The sequence below is a fragment of the Streptomyces sp. CB01249 genome (assembly GCF_001905735.1).
GTDB lineage: Bacteria > Actinomycetota > Actinomycetes > Streptomycetales > Streptomycetaceae > Streptomyces.
In genome coordinates this window covers 258,993-276,959 of record NZ_LISW01000003.1, presented here as the reverse complement: position 1 = coordinate 276,959, position 17,967 = coordinate 258,993, and the positions used below count along the sequence as shown (strand labels likewise).

Genomic DNA, 17,967 nt, shown 5'->3' with positions numbered 1-17,967 from the left:
ATGGGAGGACTCGTGGGAGTCAGCCTCAGCAAGGGCGGCAACGTCTCGCTGACCAAGGCCGCGCCCAACCTGACCGCGGTCATCGTGGGTCTCGGCTGGGACGCCCGTACCACCACCGGCGGGGACTTCGACCTCGACGCCAGTGCTCTGCTGACGAACGCCGAGGGCAAGGTCGCCAACGACGGCAACTTCGTCTTCTTCAACAACCTCAAGAGCCCCGACGGCTCCGTCGAGCACACCGGTGACAACCTCACCGGTGAGGGCGAGGGCGACGACGAGGTCATCAACGTCAACCTGGCCACGGTGCCGGCCGACGTCGACAAGATCGTCTTCCCGGTCTCGATCTACGAGGCCGAGACCCGCCAGCAGAGCTTCGGCCAGGTCCGCAACGCGTACATCCGCGTCGTCAACCAGGCCGACAACAGCGAGCTCGCGCGCTACGACCTGTCCGAGGACGCCTCGACCGAGACCGCCATGGTCTTCGGCGAGCTGTACCGCAACGGCGCGGAGTGGAAGTTCCGCGCCATCGGCCAGGGGTACGCCTCCGGTCTGCGCGGCATCGCGCAGGACTTCGGCGTCAACGTCTGACCTGCCCGGGGCCCCGGCCCCGGCACCAGCATTCCCGTCCGGCGCCGCACCACGTGCGGCGCCGGACGCGCTCGACGGACAGTTCCTCCGGCCCGCACGGGTCCGGCCGGCGGCTCCGTCCGGTACAAAGACGGTTCATAGACTCGGGGAGGACACACCATGGGCGTCACGCTCGCCAAGGGAGGCAATGTCTCCCTCTCCAAGGCCGCACCCAATCTCACCCAGGTGCTGGTCGGGCTCGGCTGGGACGCACGATCCACGACGGGGGCCGACTTCGACCTGGACGCCAGCGCGCTGCTGTGCCAGTCGGGCCGGGTCCTCGGCGACGAGTGGTTCGTGTTCTACAACAACCTCACGAGCCCCGACGGTTCCGTGGAGCACACCGGTGACAACCTCACGGGTGAGGGCGAGGGCGACGACGAGTCGATCATCGTGAACCTCACGCAGGTGCCGGCCCATTGCGACAAGATCGTCTTTCCGGTCTCGATTCACGAGGCCGACAATCGCGGCCAGACATTCGGCCAGGTCAGCAACGCGTTCATCCGCGTCGTCAATCAGGCGGACGGCCAGGAACTCGCGCGCTACGACCTCACCGAGGACGCCTCCACGGAGACCGCGATGATCTTCGGCGAGCTCTACCGCTACAACGGCGAGTGGAAGTTCCGTGCAGTTGGTCAGGGGTACGCATCGGGGCTTCGAGGCATCGCTCTAGACTTCGGGGTCAACGTTTCGTAAAGCCGCGCACGGCGCGGGGGAGCCCCGTGCACATCGGGGGAGACCCGTTACATACATGATGGGGTAGCCAGTGCTTCTGAAAACCTTCGGATGGTCGTTCGCGATCACCGTGATCGGCCTTGTGGCCGCGTGGTTCTACGGGGGGTGGGAAGCCTTCGGTGTGGTGGCGATCCTTTCCGTCCTGGAGATCTCGCTGTCCTTCGACAACGCCGTGGTCAACGCCGGAATCCTGAAGAAGATGTCCGCCTTCTGGCAGAAGATCTTCCTCACCATCGGCGTGATCATCGCGGTCTTCGGTATGCGGCTGGTCTTCCCCGTCGTGATCGTGGCCATTACCGCCAGCCTGAACCCGATCGACGCCATCGATCTCTCGTTCAACGACCCGGACCGCTACAAGGAACTGGTCACGGACGCCCACCCGGCGATCGCCGCGTTCGGTGGCATGTTCCTGCTCATGATCTTCCTCGACTTCATCTTCGAGGACCGTGACATCCAGTGGCTCCGCTGGATCGAGCGCCCGCTGGCCAAGCTCGGCAAGGTCGACATGCTGTCGGTCTGCATCGCGCTCATCGTCCTGCTGATCTCCGCGATGACCGTCGCCACCCACGCCCACCAGCACGGCGGCGGACATGTGGACAAGGCGGAGACCGTCCTGCTCGCCGGTATCGCCGGTCTGATTACGTATCTCATCGTCGGCGGGCTCTCCGGCTACTTCGAGGACAAACTCGAAGAGGAGGAGGAGCGCGAGCACGAAGAGGAGGAAGAGGCCAAGCGGAGCGGCAAGAAGATCTCCGCGGTCGCCCTTTCCGGCAAGGCCGCCTTCTTCATGTTCCTCTACCTGGAAGTCCTCGACGCGTCCTTCTCGTTCGACGGCGTGATCGGCGCCTTCGCCATCACCAACGAGATCGTGCTCATGGCGCTCGGCCTCGGTATCGGCGCCATGTACGTCCGTTCGCTCACGGTCTACCTGGTCCGCCAGGGCACCCTGGACGACTACGTCTACCTGGAGCACGGCGCGCACTACGCGATCGGCGCGCTCGCCGCCATCCTGCTCATCACGATCCAGTACGAGATCAACGAGATCATCACCGGTCTCGTCGGCGTCGTCCTGATCGCCTGGTCCTTCTGGTCCTCCGTCCGCCGCAACAAGGCGCTGGAGGCGGAAGAGGGCAACAGCGAAGTGACCGCCGGGGTGTGACCCGGTAGGAATTGAGGGAACGCTCTCTGCGGGGCGGCTCGTACGGCAACGGTTCCGGGACACACCCGGAGGCGGCCCGGAGCCGCCCCGCAGTGGTGCGTGCGTCGTATGCGCCGCGTGCGACGGGTGAGGGACCGAGAGGGCGGGGTCGGGGATGGCGTTCTGGAACAACCTGTGGCCGGGGCGGGAGTCGCAGTTCGAGTCGGGCAGCGCGGCCACCAACTCCATCGTGCTCACCCGGCGGCACGCCACGGTCTCGCTGACCAAGCAGGGAGCGCTGAGCGGGAACCTCCGCGTCAACCTCTCCTGGCGCATGCGCACCTCGGACATCGGGGGCCGCTCCCAGCAGAGCGGACGGCTGCTGCGCCCCTTCAAGCTCTTCCAGCCGGAGGCCGTCCAGGCGCACACCCAGGGGATGGTCAACGTCGACCTGGACCTGGGCTGTATGTACGAGCTGGCGGACGGCACCCGGGGCGTGGTGCAGCCCCTGGGCAATCTGCTCGGCGATCTGAACGGGCCGCCCTACATCAGGCTCAGCGGCGACGACCGCTTCGGCGCCCCCTCCGGCGAGACGCTCTACGTCAACCTCGATCAGCGCGAGCACATCAAACGGCTGCTGTGCTTCGTCTACATCTACGACCAGACGCCCGCCTTCGACCGTACGCACGCCAAGGTGACGCTCTACCCGGGCAACGGGCCGCGCATCGAGATCGAACTGGACGAGCGCGCCCCGCAGGCCCGCTCCTGCGCGGTGTTCACGGTGGAGAACATCAAGGACGAGCTGATCGTGCGCCGCGAGGTGAAGTTCGTCTACGGCTTCCAGTCCGAGCTGGACCGGATGTACGGCTACGGCATGCAGTGGGGGCGCGGCTACAAGAGCCGCACCTAGGCGTCCTCAGGGCCGTATGAACTGCGGACCCTGCGGGGGCAGCACGAAATTCGGGTCCGGAGCGGGCGCCGCCGCAGCGGGCTGCGGATAGCCGTAGGCGGGCTGCGCGGAGGCCGGCTGGGGATAGCCGTACGCGGGCTGCGGCGCCGGGGTGGCGGGCTGCGGATAGCCGTACGAGGGCTGCTGGTGCAGCACGGTCGCCTGCGAGTCCGGTACGGGGGCCGGGGCGGGCGGGACCGAGGGTGGCGCCGGGGCCGGCGGCTCGGGCTCCGCCTCGTCGACCGAGATGCCGAACGCGGTCGCGAGGCCGATGAGCCCCGTCGGGTAGCCCTGCCCGACCGCCCGGAACTTCCAGCCGTCGCCGCGCCGGTACAGCTCGCCGCAGATGATCGCGGTCTCCTCGCCGGTCTCCGCGCGCACGTCGAACACGGCGAGCGGTTCGCCGCCGGACGCCGCGGCGTCGTAGACCAGGATGCGCAGATCGCGTACGGCTCCGAAGGCGGCCCCGTCCGAGGACGCGGCGATGACCACCTGGTCGACCGAGGGGTCGAGCGCGTTCAGGTCGGCCTCGATGGTGTCCGTCAGGCCCTCGGGCAGGCTGCGCTTGGGCAGCCGGCGCACCAGGCCCGACGGGTGGCGCGGCTGGTTGTAGAAGACGAAGTCCTCGTCCGAGCGCACGCGCCCGCCGGCGCCGAGCAGCAGGGCCGAGGCGTCCACATCGGGCACCCCGGCGCCCGGCGTCCAGCGCAGCACGGCCCTTACGGCCATGGCGTCGAGGGGGACGTTCGAGCCTTTCACCATCGCGTGCGTCATGCCGGTCATCCTGCCTGCTGGCCGCCCGTGCGGACAACGCGGGGGGCGAGGTCCGTGTCCCGGGCGCCAGGCGGATTCACCCACTCCGCCACCTTTGAAATTCGTGCGAAACGGTCATGACACCCGGAATTCACCCAGGCTGGGAACCGCCGACACCCGGTCGTACGTACTATTACCGGCCACACGTTGTCCGGTCGGTCAGAGAGTACGGGGGGAATTGCATGCGTCATTTCGGGCATATTGCAGCTGCTGCGAAGGACGGACTGTTCTTCCAGGAACCCTGTGCATTCGACGCCGATTCGCCGGCCCCCCTCCTCTCCGCCGCCCTCGGCGCCACGCTCTACAGCCCCGCCACCCGCCCCAGGCTCGCCGACGACATCGTCAAGCTGGCCGGGCGCGGAGTCGTCTCGATGGTGCTGTGCCTGGAGGACTCGATCGACGACTCCGAGGTCGCCGGGGCCGAGGAGAACCTGGTCAGGCAGTTCGCGGAGCTGGACGCGCGCTCCATCGAGCTGCCGCTGCTCTTCATCCGGGTCCGCGAACCGGAACAGATCACCGACCTGGTGCGCCGCCTCGGCGCGTCCGTCCGGCTGTTGTCCGGCTTCGTGCTCCCCAAGTTCACGCGCGCCCGCGGCGTCCCGTTCATGGAGGCCCTGACCAAGGCCGAGGCCGCCGCGGGGCGCCGGCTCTTCGCCATGCCCGTGCTCGAATCGCCCGAGCTCCTCCACCTGGAGACCCGCCGCGACACCCTCCGGGGCATCGCCGAGACCGTCACCGCGCACCGTGACCGGGTCCTCGCCCTCCGCCTCGGCGTCACCGACTTCTGCTCCGCCTACGGACTGCGGCGCTCGCCCGACATGACGGCGTACGACGTCGGCATCGTCGCCCACGTCATCGCGGACGTCGTCAATGTGCTCGGCCGGGCCGACGGGACGGGCTTCACGGTCACCGGCCCCGTCTGGGAGTACTTCCCCCGCCAGGAGCGCATGTTCAAGCCCCAGCTGCGGAACAGCCCCTTCCAGGAGAACCGGGCCGAGGCGCTGCGCACCGCGCTCATCGCGCACGACCTGGACGGACTGCTGCGCGAGATCGACCTGGACCGGGCCAACGGGCTGCTCGGCAAGACCTGCATCCACCCCTCGCACGTCGCCCCCGTGCACGCGCTGTCCGTGGTCAGCCACGAAGAGTTCAGCGACGCCCAGGACATCCTGCGGCCCGAGAGCAACGGCGGCGGGGTGCTGCGCTCCGCGTACACGAACAAGATGAACGAGGTGAAGCCCCACCGGGCCTGGGCCGAGCGCACCCTGCTGCGCGCCGAGGCCTTCGGCGTGGCCCGGGAGGACGTCGGCTTCGTGGACCTGCTGGAGGCCTGCGTCGCGGAGTGAGCGGTACCGGCGGGACGATCGGAGAGGGACACCGGCGCCGAGCAGGCACCGGGTCCGGCAGTCGAGTGGAAAGAGGGACGACGGACGTGGTGTGGTCGGGTAGCTGGGTGGCGGAGCGACTGGGCGTCGGGCTGGTGGGCGACGGGGAGCTCCGCGAGCTGCTGGGCCTCGCCCTGCGGCGCAACCCCAAGCGGGCACACCTGCTCGTCTCCAACGTGCTCGGCAAGCACGTGCCGCAGCGCCCCTCCGTGGTGTACGGAGCCGGCGTCGAGCTGGGCCGCCGGGTGCGGGCGCTCCTCGGCGAGGACGGCGCGCGGCGCGCGGTCGTCGTCGGCTACGCGGAGACGGCCACCGGCCTCGGCCACTCGGTCGCCGACGGCCTCGGCGGGGCGCCCTACCTCCACTCGACCCGCAGGCCGGTGCCCGGCGTGGCCCGGGCGGGCGGCTTCGAGGAGGCCCACTCGCACGCCACCTCGCACCTGCTGCTCCCCGAGGACCCGGACCTGCTGGCGGCGGACGGGCCCGGCTCGGCGCTCGTCCTGGTGGACGACGAGTTCTCCACCGGCAACACCGTCCTCAACACGATCCGCGCCCTCCACGAGCGCTACCCCCGCGACCACTACGTCATCGTCGCCCTGGTCGACATGCGCTCACCGGCCGACCGGGGCCGCCTCACCGAGTTCGCGGCCGAGATCGGCGCCCGCGTCGACCTGGTGGCCCGCAACACCGGCACGGTCACCCTCCCGGACGGCGTCCTGGAGAAGGGCCAGGCCCTGGTCGCCCAGCAGGAGGCCGCCGGGGACGCCCCCCAGGACGGCCCCCCGCACCCGCGCCCCCACACCCGCCTCGACCTCCCCTGGCCGGCCGGTGTCCCCGACGGCGGGCGGCACGGCTTCACCGAGGCCCACCGCGCCCTCCTGGAGCCCGCGCTCCCCGCCCTCGCGGACCGCATCGCCCAGGCCCTCGGCGACGGCCCCCGCCGCGTCCTCGTCCTCGGCTTCGAAGAGCTGATGTACGCGCCGCTGCGCCTGGCCACCGCCTTGGAGGACCGCACCGACGCCGAGGTCCGCTACTCCACGACCACCCGCTCCCCGGTCCTCGCCGTGGACGACCCGGGCTACGCGATACGCACCCGGCTGGTCTTCCCGGCCCACGACGACCCGGCCGACGGCCCCGGCGAGCGCTACGCCTACAACGTGGCCGGTGCCGGTTTCGACGCCGTCGTCCTCGTGGTCGACTCCGCCGCCGACACCCCGGCCCTGCACGCCCCCGGCGGCCTGTTGGACCGGCTCGCCCCGCACACCGCGCAGGTCCTGCTCGCGGTGATCCCCTCGTACGTACCGGGGGCGCCCGCCCCCGAACGGCAGGAAGAAGTCCCCATGCAGCTGCCCGAGCCCCTGCGCGGCCCCGCGTTCTCCTCGTACGCGCCGGACGAGGTCGGCTGGCTGCTCCAGGACCTCTCGGACACCCGCCTCGAAGCGCCCACGGAGGAGCGCGAGGAGGCGATACAGAGCGGGGGCGCGCACTACGCGGAATCGCTCCCCGTCGAGTACCAGCCCTCCGACGCGTACCAGGAACTCTTCAAGAGCGCCCTCGCGCTGTCGGCCGCCCGGATCGCCCGCGCCGTGGGCACGGTCACCGAGACCGTCCTCGCCGAGCGCGGCCCCCGCCCGGTCCTCGTCTCGCTCGCCCGCGCCGGTACGCCGGTCGGCGTGCTGATGCGCCGCTGGGCCCGGGCGCGGCGCGGCCTAGACCTGCCGCACTACGCCGTCTCCATCGTGCGCGGACGCGGCATCGACGCCAACGCGCTGCGCTGGCTGGCCGAGCACCACGACCCGGCCGACGTCGTCTTCGTGGACGGCTGGACCGGCAAGGGCGCGATCACCCGCGAACTGGCCGCCGCCGTCGCCGAGTTCGAGAAGGCCGGGGGAGTGGCGGGCTTCAACCCGGAGATCGCGGTGCTGGCGGACCCGGGCGGCTGCGTGCGGACGTACGGCACCCGCGAGGACTTCCTCATCCCCTCCGCCTGCCTCAACTCCACGGTGTCCGGGCTCATTTCCCGTACGGTCCTGCGCGCCGACCTGGTCGGTCCCGACGACTTCCACGGCGCGAAGTTCTACCGCGAGCTGGCCGGCGCCGATGTCTCCGGCCTCTTCCTCGACACGGTCGCCGCCCGCTTCGACGAGGTCGCGGACGCCGTGGACACCGAGGTGAAGGAGCTCCTGGCCGCCGACCGGGCCCCCACCTGGGAGGGCTGGGCGGCCGTGGAGCGCATCAGCGAGGAGTACGGCATCCACGACGTCAACCTCGTGAAGCCCGGCGTCGGCGAGACCACCCGGGTCCTGCTGCGCCGCGTCCCCTGGAAGATCCTCGCCCGGCGCGGCGCCGGCCCGGACCTCGACCACATCAGGCTCCTGGCCGAGCAGCGCGGCGTACCCGTCGAGGAGGTCGACTCGCTCCCGTACACCTGCGTCGGACTCATCCACCCCAAGTACACGCGCGGGGCGACCGGCGCCGACGGCAAGGCGGTGGAGTCCGCGTGACGGCCTCCCCGGTCACCCTCGTCGCCAGCGACCTCGACCGCACCCTGATCTACTCCTCGGCCGCGCTCCAGCTCACCATGGAGGACGAACGGGCGCCCCGGCTGCTGTGCGTCGAGGTCTACAACCACAAGCCCCTGTCGTACGTCACCGAGACCGCGGCCGGGCTGCTCACCGACCTGACCTCCGCCGCCTCCACGGTGTTCGTCCCGACGACCACCCGCACCCGCGAGCAGTACCACCGCATCCGGCTCCCCGGCGCCCCGGCCGAGTTCGCGATCTGCGCCAACGGCGGCCACATCCTGGTGAAGGGCGAGTCCGACCCGGACTGGCAGCGGACCGTGGCCCGCCGCCTCGCCGACGAGTGCGCCCCGCTCGCCGAGGTCCGCGCCCACCTCGTCGCCACCGCCGATCCCGGGTGGCTGCTCAAGGAGCGCGTCGCCGAGGACCTGTTCGCGTACCTCGTGGTCGACCGCGCCGAACTGCCCCCGGAGTGGACGAAGGAGCTCGCCGCCTGGGCGGAGCCGCGCGGCTGGACCGTCTCGCTCCAGGGCCGCAAGATCTACGCCGTACCGCGCCCGCTCACGAAGAGCGCGGCCATGCGCGAGGTCGCCCGGCGCACCGGCGCCACGCAGACCCTTGCCGCCGGTGACTCCCTCCTGGACGCGGACCTCCTGCTCGCCGCCGACCGGGGCTGGCGCCCCGGCCACGGCGAACTCGCCGACGCGGGCTGGAACGCCGCCCATGTCGAGGCCACCGCCGAACGGGGCGTGGCGGCGGGCGAGGAGATCCTGCGCCGTTTCCTGCGCGCCTCGGAAGTCGGGTAACCCCTGCGGGCGACCGTAGAGTTGTGCGATGACCAAGGGAAACTCCACCAAGATCACCGATGAGCTGTACGCGTACATGCTGGCGCACAACCCGCCACTGGACGCCGTACAGCGCGAACTGGTCGAGACGACCTACGCGCGGCTGCCCGACCACGCGGGCATGCAGTCGGCCGAGGAGCAGGGCCCGCTGCTCGCCTTCCTCGTCCGGCTGACCGGCGCCCGGCACATCGTGGAGGTCGGCACGTTCACCGGCTTCTCCGCCCTGGCGATGGCCCAGGCGCTCCCGGCGGACGGGCGGCTGATCGCCTGCGACGTCTCGGAGGAGTGGACGGCCTACGGCCGCGAGGCGTGGGAGAAGGCGGGCGTCGCCGACCGCATCGACCTGCGCATCGCCCCCGCGCTGGACACCCTGCGCGCGATGCCGGAGGAGCCCCACATCGACTTCGCCTACCTGGACGCGGACAAGGGCAACTACATCGCGTACTGGGAGGAACTGGTGCCGAGGCTGCGCCCGGGCGGGGTCATCACCACGGACAACGTGCTGTTCCACGGCCGCGTGACGGACCCGGACGCGACGGGCGCGGCGAAGGCCATCCAGGAGTTCAACGACCACGTCTCGGCGGACGCGCGGATGGACAGCGTGCTGCTCACGGTGTCGGACGGGCTGACACTGTCGCGCAAGCGTTAGCCGCCCGGGGGCGGCGGCTTTGGGGGCGGTGGTCCGGTGTCCCGGGCGCCGCCCCGGGTTCAGCCGCAGCAGCCTCCGCCGCAGCAGCCGCCCCCGCCACCGCCGCCACCGGCGGAGGGCGCGGGCCGGGAGCCGCCGACGGCGACGGCGGACAGCAGCTTCACGGTGTCCTCGTGCCCGGCGGGGCAGGAGGCGGGAGCGGACGACTCGGCCATGGGACGGCTGAGCTCGAAGGTGTCTCCGCAGGAGCGGCAGCGGTACTCGTAACGAGGCATGACGCCAGGTTATCGGCGACGACCCTCGGGCTGTCCACAGCGCGAGAACCCCGGACCGTCCGAGGCGGACGGCGTCAGTGACCTCCCGCGCCGCGTTCCTCGCGGATGTCGGCGACGACGTCCGCGACGGTCTGGCGCAGGCCCTCCGTCACGGTGAGGAAGTGCCAGTAGTCCGGGTGGCGGTTCTCCAGGGCCGTGACCGCCTGGTCCAGGCGGGCCACCGCGTCGTCCAGCGGCCGGGCGTGCCGCGGCTCGGGCGTGTGGCGCCCGGCCATGGCGAGGCGCTGGGCGTCGCGGATGGCGAACCGGGTGCGCTGGATCTCCTGCTGCGGGTCCTTGGCGACGTCATCGAGCCGACGGAGGCGGTCACCGGCGGCGGACACCGCCTCGTCGGTGGCGTTGAGCAGGGCGCGTACGGTGCTGAGCCGGGACGTGGCGTCGGCCCAGCGCTGTTCGTCGCGGGCCTGGGCCGCCTCCTTCAGCTTCTCCTCGGCCCGGCGCACATTGACCGCGGCCTGCTCCGGCACCGGCTGGAGGTCCTGCCAGCAGGCGGCGGAGAACCGGCGCCGCAGCTCGCTGAGGACGGGCTCGACGGACGCGGACCGGGTGGTCAGCGCCTGGGCGCGGGTGCGCAGGGACACCAGCCGACGGTCGATCTCGGCGGCGCGCTCGGGCAGCTTCTCGGCCTCGGCCCGTACCGCTTCGGCGTCGCGCAGCACGCGGTCGGCGCGTTGCAGCGTCTCGGTCACGCCGTGCCGCCCGGCGCCCTGGTTGAGCTTGGTCAGCTCGGGGGCGAGGGCGGCGAGCCGGGCGGCGAGATCGTCCGCCCGCAGTCCGGACGCCCGCACCGCGTCGAGAGCATTGCTCGCGCCGAGGAGCGCCTGTCGCGCGCGCTCGACGGCGGGGGCGAGCCGGGCGAGCTGCGTCTCGGCGCTCCCGAGGAGCGGCCCGAGCCCGGCACCGAACCGGTCGAGCTCCCCCTTGACCCGTACCAGCTGGTCCTTCGCGGAGGTCAGCTCGGCCCGGGCCCGGGAGGCGACGGACGGTTCGAGATCGTCGCGGTCGAGGTCGTGGGCGTCGACGGCGGTGATGTACGCGTGACTCGCCTCGTCGATGCGCCGGCCGAGCGCGTCGAAGTCGTCCACGGCCTTGCGGGCGGCCGGCGAACTGTCGACGGCGGTGATGGTCTCGATGGAGATCTTGAGGTCGCGCTGGGCGGTGTCCAGCTCGTAGAACGCCTCGGCGGCCGCGTCCTTCGCCGCCTGGGCCTCGGCCCGCTGCCCCTCGCCACGCCCGCCGAACCACCGCCGCGTACCGCCGCCGGTGACGGCGAACGGGAGGGCGACGGCGAGGAGGGGGAGGGGCGCGAGGACGAGAACGCACAGGTCGCGCAGGCCGGTGGCGCGCCGGGCACGCCGGTCGCGCGACCTGGAAACGGCCTGGGCACCCGGATCCGCGGCCTGTGCACCCGGATCTGCGGCCTGGGTACCCGGATCCGAGGCCTGGGCACCCGGATCCGCCCCCACCGCACGACGCCGACTCCGCTCCCGGACCGCTCCGGCGATTCCCGCCCGCGGCTGCGCGTCTGTCGCCGTCACATGCCTCTCCCGTGCCGTTCCGCCCTGCCGGATACATTCTCCCACCAGTAAGGACGAACACACGTGCCGGTTAGTTCACGGCGAGCGCGACGACCGCGCCGATTTCTCAGCCGGCGTGCCGGACGGCGACCCCGCCGTTGTCGCTGTGGGCCTTCACCACGTGTCGGCTGCCGTCGCTGCGCGGCACCTTCACGTCGACGTGCCCGTTGTCGGCCGACGCGGAGACGGCGTACGCGGTCTTGCCGGCGGGCAGGTCGATCGCGATGCGCCCGTTGTCGCTGACGGTGTCCACGAGGTCCGGGACCCGGGTGAGATCGAGGTCCACGGACCCGTTGTCCGACCGCGCCACCACGGACCGCGAGGAGACCCGCTCGGCGCGTACGGACCCGTTGTCGCTCTTCAGCTCCAGGGGCCCGCTGACGTCCCGGACGACGACGCCGCCGTTGTCGGAGTAGAGCTTGAGCGGGGTGGTGAACTTGGACGCGGTGACCTTCCCGTTGTCCGCGTCCACGGTCAGCGCGAGGTCGCGCGGCACCTTCACCGTGTGGCGGGCCTCGCAGTTGCTGATCATCGCCTTGCACTTCACGCGAAGGGTGAGCGTGTCCCCCTCCAGCTTCCACACGGGGTCCGGCCCGCTCCCGAGGACGACCCACCCGTCGACCCGCCGGGTCACCTCGATCTCCTTCACGTCGGCCGGAACGACGTCCACGGTCGAGTTCTCCGCGTCGATGGTCAGCGCCTTCCCCCCGAACGCGAACGACTTGTGCTCGGCGGGCGCGTCCTCCGCGTCCGTGCTCCCGCACCCGGCGAGCGCCGCCACGAGCAGAACGGTGCCCCCGACGGCCACGAACGCGCTGCGATTACGGATGGTCATGGTGATCAGGTCCCCCTGGGCCGGCGCTGCGATGTGCCCCCACGGTAGGCAACCGGGGCCACCCCGGACGATCCGGACGGCTACCGTCTCCGGGGTGGGGCTATCCCCCGTAACCCCACCCCGAACCGATTGTCGACACGCCCCACGAGCCATGTAACCTGTTCCTTCATCCACGGGTGCGTAGCTCAGGGGTAGAGCGCTGCTCTTACAAAGCAGATGTCGGCGGTTCGAAACCGTCCGCGCCCACCGACGATATCGAGCAGGTCATGGCCTGTTTTTGACCCCCCGTCCGATCTTGGGCGGGGGGTCTTCTCGTACCCGGAGTCCGCTGAGAGTCCACGTCCCCACGGGGATCTCGCTCTCGCTCACTCGGTCGAGGGAGGATTCCGCAATATTGGTGGGCCCCTCTGCTGCCCACGGCAAGCCGCCCAGACCCCCGGGCGGGACGGTGCGGGACGCCTTGACCAAGTCGTGGCGTCTTCCAGCGTGCTGGCGGACACGCGAACACCAGCACGCAGGTCGAGGAGAGATCCCGGCCGGAACGACCATGATCGAATATGCGCCATCGATGGTACTGACATAGATCACGGCAGGCCAGAGCGTTAACCGGGTGCCCGCCCCGCCCCTCCCCGACTGGGTCCCCGCCTGTCGCCGGGTCATCGGAGACCGCATCCGCGCCGCACGCCTCGCCCCGGAGGAAGTGGCCGGCCGGGACGGGCAGCGGGTCAGCGGGTCGGGTACGACGGCGGGGTGCTTCGGGACCGCTTGCATCGGACCTTGCACAGGATGACGATGCGGCCCGGGCCGCTCGCACCCTCGATCGGGTACCGCTCCGCCGTCTCCCCGGTGAGGGGACGGCCGCAGTTTGCGCACCTCATCCGCGTACCCGACGCCAGGCCCGGCCGAGCCGGGTAGCGGTGACGCACGGCGCGCCGGCGCGGCAGGTCGCGCAGGCGACGGTGTGCCCGATCAAGCTGCGGTACGCCTCGTCGGCCGACGCCGACTTCGCGGAGTTCGTCTGTGCCGTCACGCCCGGTCCTTTCGGCAGGTGGGGCAGCAGCGGGGGTACCAGCGCACCGTGGGGCCGAACTCGGGGAGCGAGAACGGTCGCGCGCCGAGGTCGACGGCTTCGGTGTTGGTCAGCGGAGTGGTGCACCAGACGCAGTGCGCTCCGCGCTGCTGCGCGTCCGACAGCGTGGCGGGATCCGGTAGAGGTAACGCGGTCGTCATGGACGTCCCCCCGTTCGCGGCCGGTGGATACGGCAGACCGTAGGGGCGGAATGTGCGCGCACTCCAGGCATGTGCATATCTGTGCACAATCAGTCCTCGTACGGGTGGATAGCTCCTTCGCGCTCTTGACCGCTCCCACCATTAGCAGGACCGTGTCGCACAGAACTGCACACCGCGTGAGTGGAGGGTGCCATGTCGTTACTGTTCATCGGGATCGACCCCAACACCGGGGACCACGAAAGCCCCACCGTGTGGGTCGACCAGGACAAACACGAGCTTGTGTTCCAGGGATGGAAGCCGAGCCCGGAACTCGAAGCGGAGTGCGCAGCGCTGGAACTCCCGGGCCACGCTGTGGGTATCCCTGAGGGCGAGGCCGTGATCCGTATCCCAGCCAGGATGGTGCACATGATCAGGGAGGCGTGCGATGCCGTCGAACGTGCCGCAGACCTTCCTTGACCTGCTCGGCAACTGCATGCAGTCGGCGGTGCACCTGGAGATGAGGGACGTCTACGCCGTGGACTACGAGCGGGGGCCCTTCGCGGACTGGCGCGCCGGTCGCCGCCATTACGACCTCGCTGACCGGGCATCGTGGTGGCGGCCGTGGCTCGAGGTGGTGGCCGAGGCAACCAACCGCGGCGTCACGATGCGCCGGGCCCGCATCGTGTCCGAGCCTGTCAGCGAGTACACCCGATACCTGTACGACAACACCTTCACCAACGTGGCCGCCGGTGAGCAGGTACGGTGGCTACCCCGTCGGCAGGCGTCCGATATCCCGCTGCCCGGGAACGACTTCTGGTTGTTCGACGGGCAGCTCGTCCAGTGGAACCACTTCGCTGGCGACGGCTCCTCACTGGGGCCTGAGGTCACCAAGGACCTGGCTGCGGTGGCGTTGTGCGACGACGCCTTCGCAGCAGTGTGGGAGCGCGCGAGCCCGCATGGCCAGTACGAGATCCACTGAACGGGACCACCGGACCGATATGACGCTGCCCTCCTCTTCCGCACAGTCCGCACGCGAGGTTGTCGCCCGGCGCCTGCGCGACCTGCGGAAGGGGGCGGGGCTCACCGTCGTGACGCTGGCCAGCAGCTGCGGGTGGCATCACTCGAAGACGTCGCGGATCGAGACCGGGCGCACCGGCCCGACAGCCACCGACATCCGCCTGTGGTGCCGCGCCGTCGGTGCCGAGCGAGACGCCGAAGACCTGATCGCCCAGTCGCTGCACGCCGAGTCGATGTACAGCGAGTGGAGGCATCGGACCCGCACCGGACTGAAGGCGCTCCAGGACAGCGCGGTCGCGTTCTTCCAGCAGACGGAGCTGTTCCGGGTCTACTCCTCGTCCCTCGTCCCGGGCCTGCTCCAGACCGAGGGCTACGCCGCCGCCGTGCTCAGCATGAGCGCGCATTTCCGGGATGTCCCCGTGGACGACAGCGCGGACGCCGCGCGGGCCCGGGTTGAGCGGTCCCAGATCATCCACGAGCGCGGCCGCCGTTTCGTGTTCCTCATCGAAGAGGCCGTGCTCCGGTACCGCATCGGCAGCCCCGACGCGATGGCCGCCCAGCTCGGCTACCTGCTCACGGCCGGTGCCCTACCTGCCGTGTCGCTCGGCATCATCCCGTCCACGGCGTCTCGGGGGCAGTGGCCGCGCGAGACGTTCCACGTCTACGACGACGCGCTGGTGTCCGTCGAGTTGGTGTCCGCGCAGGTACGAATTACTCAGCCGAGCGAGATCGGGCTGTACCTGCGCGCGTTCGAGCAGATGCGTCGCACCGCCGTATACGGAGCGCAGGCGCGCGCCCTGATCGTGTCCGCCATCGATGTCCTGGAATCACCCTAAATGTGACGAAGCGCCCCCGCTACCGGCCGAAGCCGAATCGCGGTGAGCAGCGGACAGCCTGCACGGCCGTTGACCGATTTACCTGGTCGGGGGCCGTTCACCTGCGTTGGGTGCGGGAATTCAAACCACGGTGAATCGCGCCACGACGGTTTCAAGGCCTCTCCATGAGATCGCAGTTGTGCAAGCGGGCTTGTCAGTGGTGTGGTGCATGATCGGCGCATCGGTTCTTCACGGGGATGGGGTAGACGATGGCCATTACGAACAAGAAGGTAGCGGCGCACTCGTTTTTGCAGGGCATGTACTCGGACGGGTACTTCCCCGATCACGTTGTCGACAAGGGTAGGGACACCTTGCTCCGTCTCTGCGCGCGGATCGAGGCCGAGCGACCGGCGGATGTAGCATCCCTGTACGTGCTCACTCAGGCCGCTACAGAAGAATTCAACTCCTTGGAAGCGGAGTTCGAGGCAGCGGGTAGCGAGATCGAGACGATTGCCCGCGAAATCATTGCCGAGGACTTCTGGTTCGTGGCGTCGGCATACGGGTTCTCGGGAGCCGACGCAGAGGAACTGATCGCGACCCGTGATTGGTGACAGGCTGCGGAGGCCAGCTGTGCAGCAGCGAAGTACAGCAACCACAGCAACCGGCCCCGTCAGCTACCGCTGACAACAACGACGCTGTACAAGGCCGTACGCGGGCCTTCGGCGTTCGCATCTGCCATATGACCGGTCGGGCAGGTGGGGGAGGGGCGGCCGGTTACCCGAGTGGGGTGATCTCCTTTGGGCCGTAGCAAGCGGTGGGGTTTGCTGTGGTCAGGGCCCAGTAGCGGTCGCCGAAGGACCAGTGCCACCATTCTGTGGGGTAGTTCACGAGGCCGACCGCCGTCAGGGCGGAGCCCAGCAGTCTGCGGTTGGCGCGGGCTTCTTCGCTGATGTTGTCGGCGTGGGTGTAGCAGGCGCCCTCACTCTCCTCCGGGTCCGCGTTCATCCGTGTACCCAGGTCCAGTTCGTTCCCGGCGGCGTCGGCCAGGGTGAGGTCGACGGCCGCACCGGCGCTGTGCGGGGCGATGTCGGGCGGTGATACGTAGCGGCTCGCCGCTGAGTGGATCTGCTGGGCGGGCCATTCCGGGTGGGCGGACCGCAGTTGGCTCGCGTACTCCTCGAAGTACTGCCGCTGAAGGGAAGGGGGTCGGTATCCCTCGACGAACAGCAGGCGCAGGTTCTGTGGGAGGCCCGCCTGGGCCTTGAGCAGCCGCGCCAGCACGCCTTCGCGCAGGTAGGCGAAGGAGTTTGCCGGGTCCTGCTTGCGTGCGTCGACCAGCAGGGAACCGGCGGTGCGCACGTCCACGAGACGTTCACCGCACTCCGAGACTGGAATGGCGGCGACCTTCGGGTCCGACATCAAGACGATCTCACTCATGAGGCGATCATCTCGCAGACCTTCGACACGGCGATCTCATGGAAGGTCGGTAGGTTGATCCTGTCGACCTACTGAGCGTGGAGGGGAACGTGCTGATCACCGTCGCGGATGTGGAAGCCGAGGCCGAGCGGATTGCCGCGTATGTGGTGCGGACGCCGACCGTGGCCAGCCCGGGGCTCTCCGCTTTCCTTGGGGCGCCGGTCACCACCAAGCTGGAACTGCTGCAGCGCACCGGGTCCTTCAAGGCGCGTGGGGCGACGGCGAAGTTGCTGGCGCTCAGTGAGGCCGAGCGGGCCGCTGGGGTCGTCGCCGTGAGCGGGGGCAACCACGGCATCGCGGTCGCGGAGATGGCCGGTGCGCTGGACATCAAGGCGACCGTCGTCATGCCCCGGTCCGCCCCCGGCCGCTCCGTGGAGATCGCCGAGGCAGCCGGGGCGAACGTCATCCTCGCCGACACCATGGGCGGCGCCTTCGCGCTCGTGGGCGAACTCCAGGAGTCGGGGCTCGCGTTGGTCCACCCCTTCGACGACCCCGTCGTCGTCGCGGGCCAGGGCACGGTGGGCCTGGAGTTCGCGGAGGATGCCGGTGAGCTCACCGACGTACTCGTCAGCATCGGTGGCGGGGGTCTGATCTCCGGTGTCGCGGCCGCGCTGCACGCCCGCCGTCCGGGTGTACGGGTCTGGGGCGTGGAGACCGAGGGTGCGCGAGCCATGTCGGAGGCCCTGGTTGCCGGGGGGCCGGTGCCCGTCGAGCTGTCCTCGATGGTCTCGACGCTGAGCGCCCCGAGCGCCTCGGCGCTCACCTACGAACACGTCTCGGCCCTGGTCACCGATGTCCTCACCGTGACCGATGCCGAGGCCGTGCAGGGGATCCTCGATCTGGCCGACCACGCGAAGGTCTGGGCCGAGCCCGCCGCCGGATGCCTGCTGCCCGCGGCACGCCAGGTGCTCGAACGCGTCGGTGACGGTGTCCGGCTCGGGCTGGTTGTCTGCGGCGGCAACGCGACCACCGCCGATGTGGCCACCTGGGCCGAACGCTTCGGGCTGCGCTGACCCCTACCGCGCGGCGCACAATGGCCG

Annotated in this window: 19 protein-coding genes and 1 tRNA gene; 14 read left to right on the top strand and 6 right to left on the bottom strand. The window is 70.3% G+C overall.

Going from position 1 to position 17,967, the window contains the following annotated elements:
* Positions 1 to 12: 12 nt before the first annotated feature.
* The 4 genes from AMK18_RS17000 to AMK18_RS16985 all read left to right on the top strand — a co-directional run bounded on the left by AMK18_RS17000 (position 13) and on the right by AMK18_RS16985 (position 3,410).
* On the top strand, positions 13 to 588 hold the full coding sequence (locus AMK18_RS17000) for a TerD family protein (protein WP_026171553.1): 576 nt from the start codon (positions 13 to 15) through the stop codon (positions 586 to 588).
* Between the two features lie 159 nt (positions 589 to 747).
* Entirely contained in the window at positions 748 to 1,323 is a 576-nt protein-coding gene (locus AMK18_RS16995; RefSeq protein ID WP_018103347.1) for a TerD family protein, read from the top strand.
* 70 nt (positions 1,324 to 1,393) lie between these two features.
* Positions 1,394 to 2,521: a DUF475 domain-containing protein gene (locus AMK18_RS16990; protein ID WP_073863429.1), complete on the top strand. Its 1,128-nt coding sequence runs from the start codon at positions 1,394 to 1,396 to the stop codon at positions 2,519 to 2,521.
* Positions 2,522 to 2,675: 154 nt separating this feature from the next.
* Positions 2,676 to 3,410 carry a TerD family protein gene (locus AMK18_RS16985; protein ID WP_073863428.1) on the top strand — a complete coding sequence of 245 codons (735 nt, stop codon included), beginning with the start codon at positions 2,676 to 2,678 and terminating at the stop codon, positions 3,408 to 3,410.
* Positions 3,411 to 3,416: 6 nt separating this feature from the next.
* On the opposite strand, the gene AMK18_RS16980 is transcribed toward AMK18_RS16985, so the two are convergent.
* A complete protein-coding gene (locus AMK18_RS16980) occupies positions 3,417 to 4,223 on the bottom strand; it encodes a TerD family protein (protein ID WP_073863427.1) in 807 nt (268 codons plus the stop codon).
* 221 nt (positions 4,224 to 4,444) lie between these two features.
* On the opposite strand from AMK18_RS16980, the gene AMK18_RS16975 reads away from it, so the two are divergent.
* The 4 genes from AMK18_RS16975 to AMK18_RS16960 all read left to right on the top strand — a co-directional run bounded on the left by AMK18_RS16975 (position 4,445) and on the right by AMK18_RS16960 (position 9,663).
* The gene (locus AMK18_RS16975; RefSeq protein ID WP_073863426.1) at positions 4,445 to 5,608 is read left to right on the top strand and encodes an HpcH/HpaI aldolase/citrate lyase family protein; all 1,164 of its coding nucleotides are present in this window, start codon (positions 4,445 to 4,447) and stop codon (positions 5,606 to 5,608) included.
* Between the two features lie 65 nt (positions 5,609 to 5,673).
* Positions 5,674 to 8,151, top strand: a complete 2,478-nt coding sequence (locus tag AMK18_RS16970; RefSeq protein WP_420707098.1) for a phosphoribosyltransferase — start codon at positions 5,674 to 5,676, stop codon at positions 8,149 to 8,151.
* Entirely contained in the window at positions 8,148 to 8,975 is an 828-nt protein-coding gene (locus AMK18_RS16965) for an HAD family hydrolase (protein WP_073863425.1), read from the top strand. Before AMK18_RS16970 ends, AMK18_RS16965 begins: the two co-directional genes overlap by 4 nt.
* Before the next feature lie 28 nt (positions 8,976 to 9,003).
* Entirely contained in the window at positions 9,004 to 9,663 is a 660-nt protein-coding gene (locus AMK18_RS16960) for an O-methyltransferase (protein WP_018103354.1), read from the top strand.
* Positions 9,664 to 9,722: 59 nt separating this feature from the next.
* On the opposite strand, the gene AMK18_RS16955 is transcribed toward AMK18_RS16960, so the two are convergent.
* From AMK18_RS16955 to AMK18_RS16945, 3 genes are all read right to left on the bottom strand, one after another.
* Entirely contained in the window at positions 9,723 to 9,938 is a 216-nt protein-coding gene (locus AMK18_RS16955) for an FmdB family zinc ribbon protein (protein WP_026171556.1), read from the bottom strand.
* 74 nt (positions 9,939 to 10,012) lie between these two features.
* Positions 10,013 to 11,332, bottom strand: coding sequence for a hypothetical protein (locus AMK18_RS16950; RefSeq protein ID WP_073863743.1), 1,320 nt, complete (start codon positions 11,330 to 11,332; stop codon positions 10,013 to 10,015).
* Between the two features lie 310 nt (positions 11,333 to 11,642).
* The gene (locus AMK18_RS16945; protein ID WP_018103357.1) at positions 11,643 to 12,410 is read right to left on the bottom strand and encodes a DUF4097 family beta strand repeat-containing protein; all 768 of its coding nucleotides are present in this window, start codon (positions 12,408 to 12,410) and stop codon (positions 11,643 to 11,645) included.
* 174 nt (positions 12,411 to 12,584) lie between these two features.
* Between AMK18_RS16945 and AMK18_RS16940 the strand changes: the two genes are divergently transcribed.
* A tRNA-Val gene (locus AMK18_RS16940) sits at positions 12,585 to 12,656 on the top strand.
* 628 nt (positions 12,657 to 13,284) lie between these two features.
* On the opposite strand, the gene AMK18_RS34755 is transcribed toward AMK18_RS16940, so the two are convergent.
* Positions 13,285 to 13,440 (bottom strand): hypothetical protein, encoded by a 156-nt coding sequence (locus AMK18_RS34755; protein WP_158071804.1) that lies wholly within the window; start codon positions 13,438 to 13,440, stop codon positions 13,285 to 13,287.
* 392 nt (positions 13,441 to 13,832) lie between these two features.
* Here AMK18_RS34755 and AMK18_RS16930 point away from each other — a divergent pair, with 392 nt between their 5' ends.
* From AMK18_RS16930 to AMK18_RS16915, 4 genes are all read left to right on the top strand, one after another.
* On the top strand, positions 13,833 to 14,096 hold the full coding sequence (locus AMK18_RS16930) for a hypothetical protein (RefSeq protein WP_073863423.1): 264 nt from the start codon (positions 13,833 to 13,835) through the stop codon (positions 14,094 to 14,096).
* The gene (locus tag AMK18_RS16925; RefSeq protein ID WP_073863422.1) at positions 14,065 to 14,598 is read left to right on the top strand and encodes a DUF6879 family protein; all 534 of its coding nucleotides are present in this window, start codon (positions 14,065 to 14,067) and stop codon (positions 14,596 to 14,598) included. The genes AMK18_RS16930 and AMK18_RS16925 overlap by 32 nt, the downstream gene beginning before the upstream one ends.
* 19 nt (positions 14,599 to 14,617) lie before the next feature.
* On the top strand, positions 14,618 to 15,472 hold the full coding sequence (locus AMK18_RS16920; protein ID WP_073863421.1) for a helix-turn-helix domain-containing protein: 855 nt from the start codon (positions 14,618 to 14,620) through the stop codon (positions 15,470 to 15,472).
* 248 nt (positions 15,473 to 15,720) lie between these two features.
* Positions 15,721 to 16,062 carry a DUF5713 family protein gene (locus tag AMK18_RS16915; protein WP_073863420.1) on the top strand — a complete coding sequence of 114 codons (342 nt, stop codon included), beginning with the start codon at positions 15,721 to 15,723 and terminating at the stop codon, positions 16,060 to 16,062.
* Between the two features lie 163 nt (positions 16,063 to 16,225).
* Here AMK18_RS16915 and AMK18_RS16910 read toward each other — a convergent pair whose 3' ends face one another.
* Positions 16,226 to 16,888, bottom strand: coding sequence for a M15 family metallopeptidase (locus AMK18_RS16910; RefSeq protein WP_073863419.1), 663 nt, complete (start codon positions 16,886 to 16,888; stop codon positions 16,226 to 16,228).
* Positions 16,889 to 16,965: 77 nt separating this feature from the next.
* On the opposite strand from AMK18_RS16910, the gene AMK18_RS16905 reads away from it, so the two are divergent.
* The gene (locus AMK18_RS16905) at positions 16,966 to 17,940 is read left to right on the top strand and encodes a threonine/serine dehydratase (RefSeq protein WP_443333223.1); all 975 of its coding nucleotides are present in this window, start codon (positions 16,966 to 16,968) and stop codon (positions 17,938 to 17,940) included.
* The last annotated feature ends 27 nt before the right edge of the window (positions 17,941 to 17,967 follow it).

Bases quoted from the DNA above. Each gene is read 5' to 3' on its own strand.
- AMK18_RS16980 (WP_073863427.1), bottom strand. From the start codon at position 4,223: ATGACGCACGCGATGGTGAAAGGCTCGAACGTCCCCCTCGACGCCATG.
- AMK18_RS16975 (WP_073863426.1), top strand. From the start codon at position 4,445: ATGCGTCATTTCGGGCATATTGCAGCTGCTGCGAAGGACGGACTGTTC.
- AMK18_RS16960 (WP_018103354.1), top strand. From the start codon at position 9,004: ATGACCAAGGGAAACTCCACCAAGATCACCGATGAGCTGTACGCGTAC.
- AMK18_RS16920 (WP_073863421.1), top strand. From the start codon at position 14,618: ATGACGCTGCCCTCCTCTTCCGCACAGTCCGCACGCGAGGTTGTCGCC.
- AMK18_RS16930 (WP_073863423.1), top strand. From the start codon at position 13,833: ATGTCGTTACTGTTCATCGGGATCGACCCCAACACCGGGGACCACGAA.
- AMK18_RS16925 (WP_073863422.1), top strand. From the start codon at position 14,065: ATGCCGTCGAACGTGCCGCAGACCTTCCTTGACCTGCTCGGCAACTGC.
- AMK18_RS16995 (WP_018103347.1), top strand. From the start codon at position 748: ATGGGCGTCACGCTCGCCAAGGGAGGCAATGTCTCCCTCTCCAAGGCC.
- AMK18_RS16985 (WP_073863428.1), top strand. From the start codon at position 2,676: ATGGCGTTCTGGAACAACCTGTGGCCGGGGCGGGAGTCGCAGTTCGAG.
- AMK18_RS16955 (WP_026171556.1), bottom strand. From the start codon at position 9,938: ATGCCTCGTTACGAGTACCGCTGCCGCTCCTGCGGAGACACCTTCGAG.
- AMK18_RS16910 (WP_073863419.1), bottom strand. From the start codon at position 16,888: ATGAGTGAGATCGTCTTGATGTCGGACCCGAAGGTCGCCGCCATTCCA.
- AMK18_RS16915 (WP_073863420.1), top strand. From the start codon at position 15,721: ATGGCCATTACGAACAAGAAGGTAGCGGCGCACTCGTTTTTGCAGGGC.
- AMK18_RS16945 (WP_018103357.1), bottom strand. From the start codon at position 12,410: ATGACCATCCGTAATCGCAGCGCGTTCGTGGCCGTCGGGGGCACCGTT.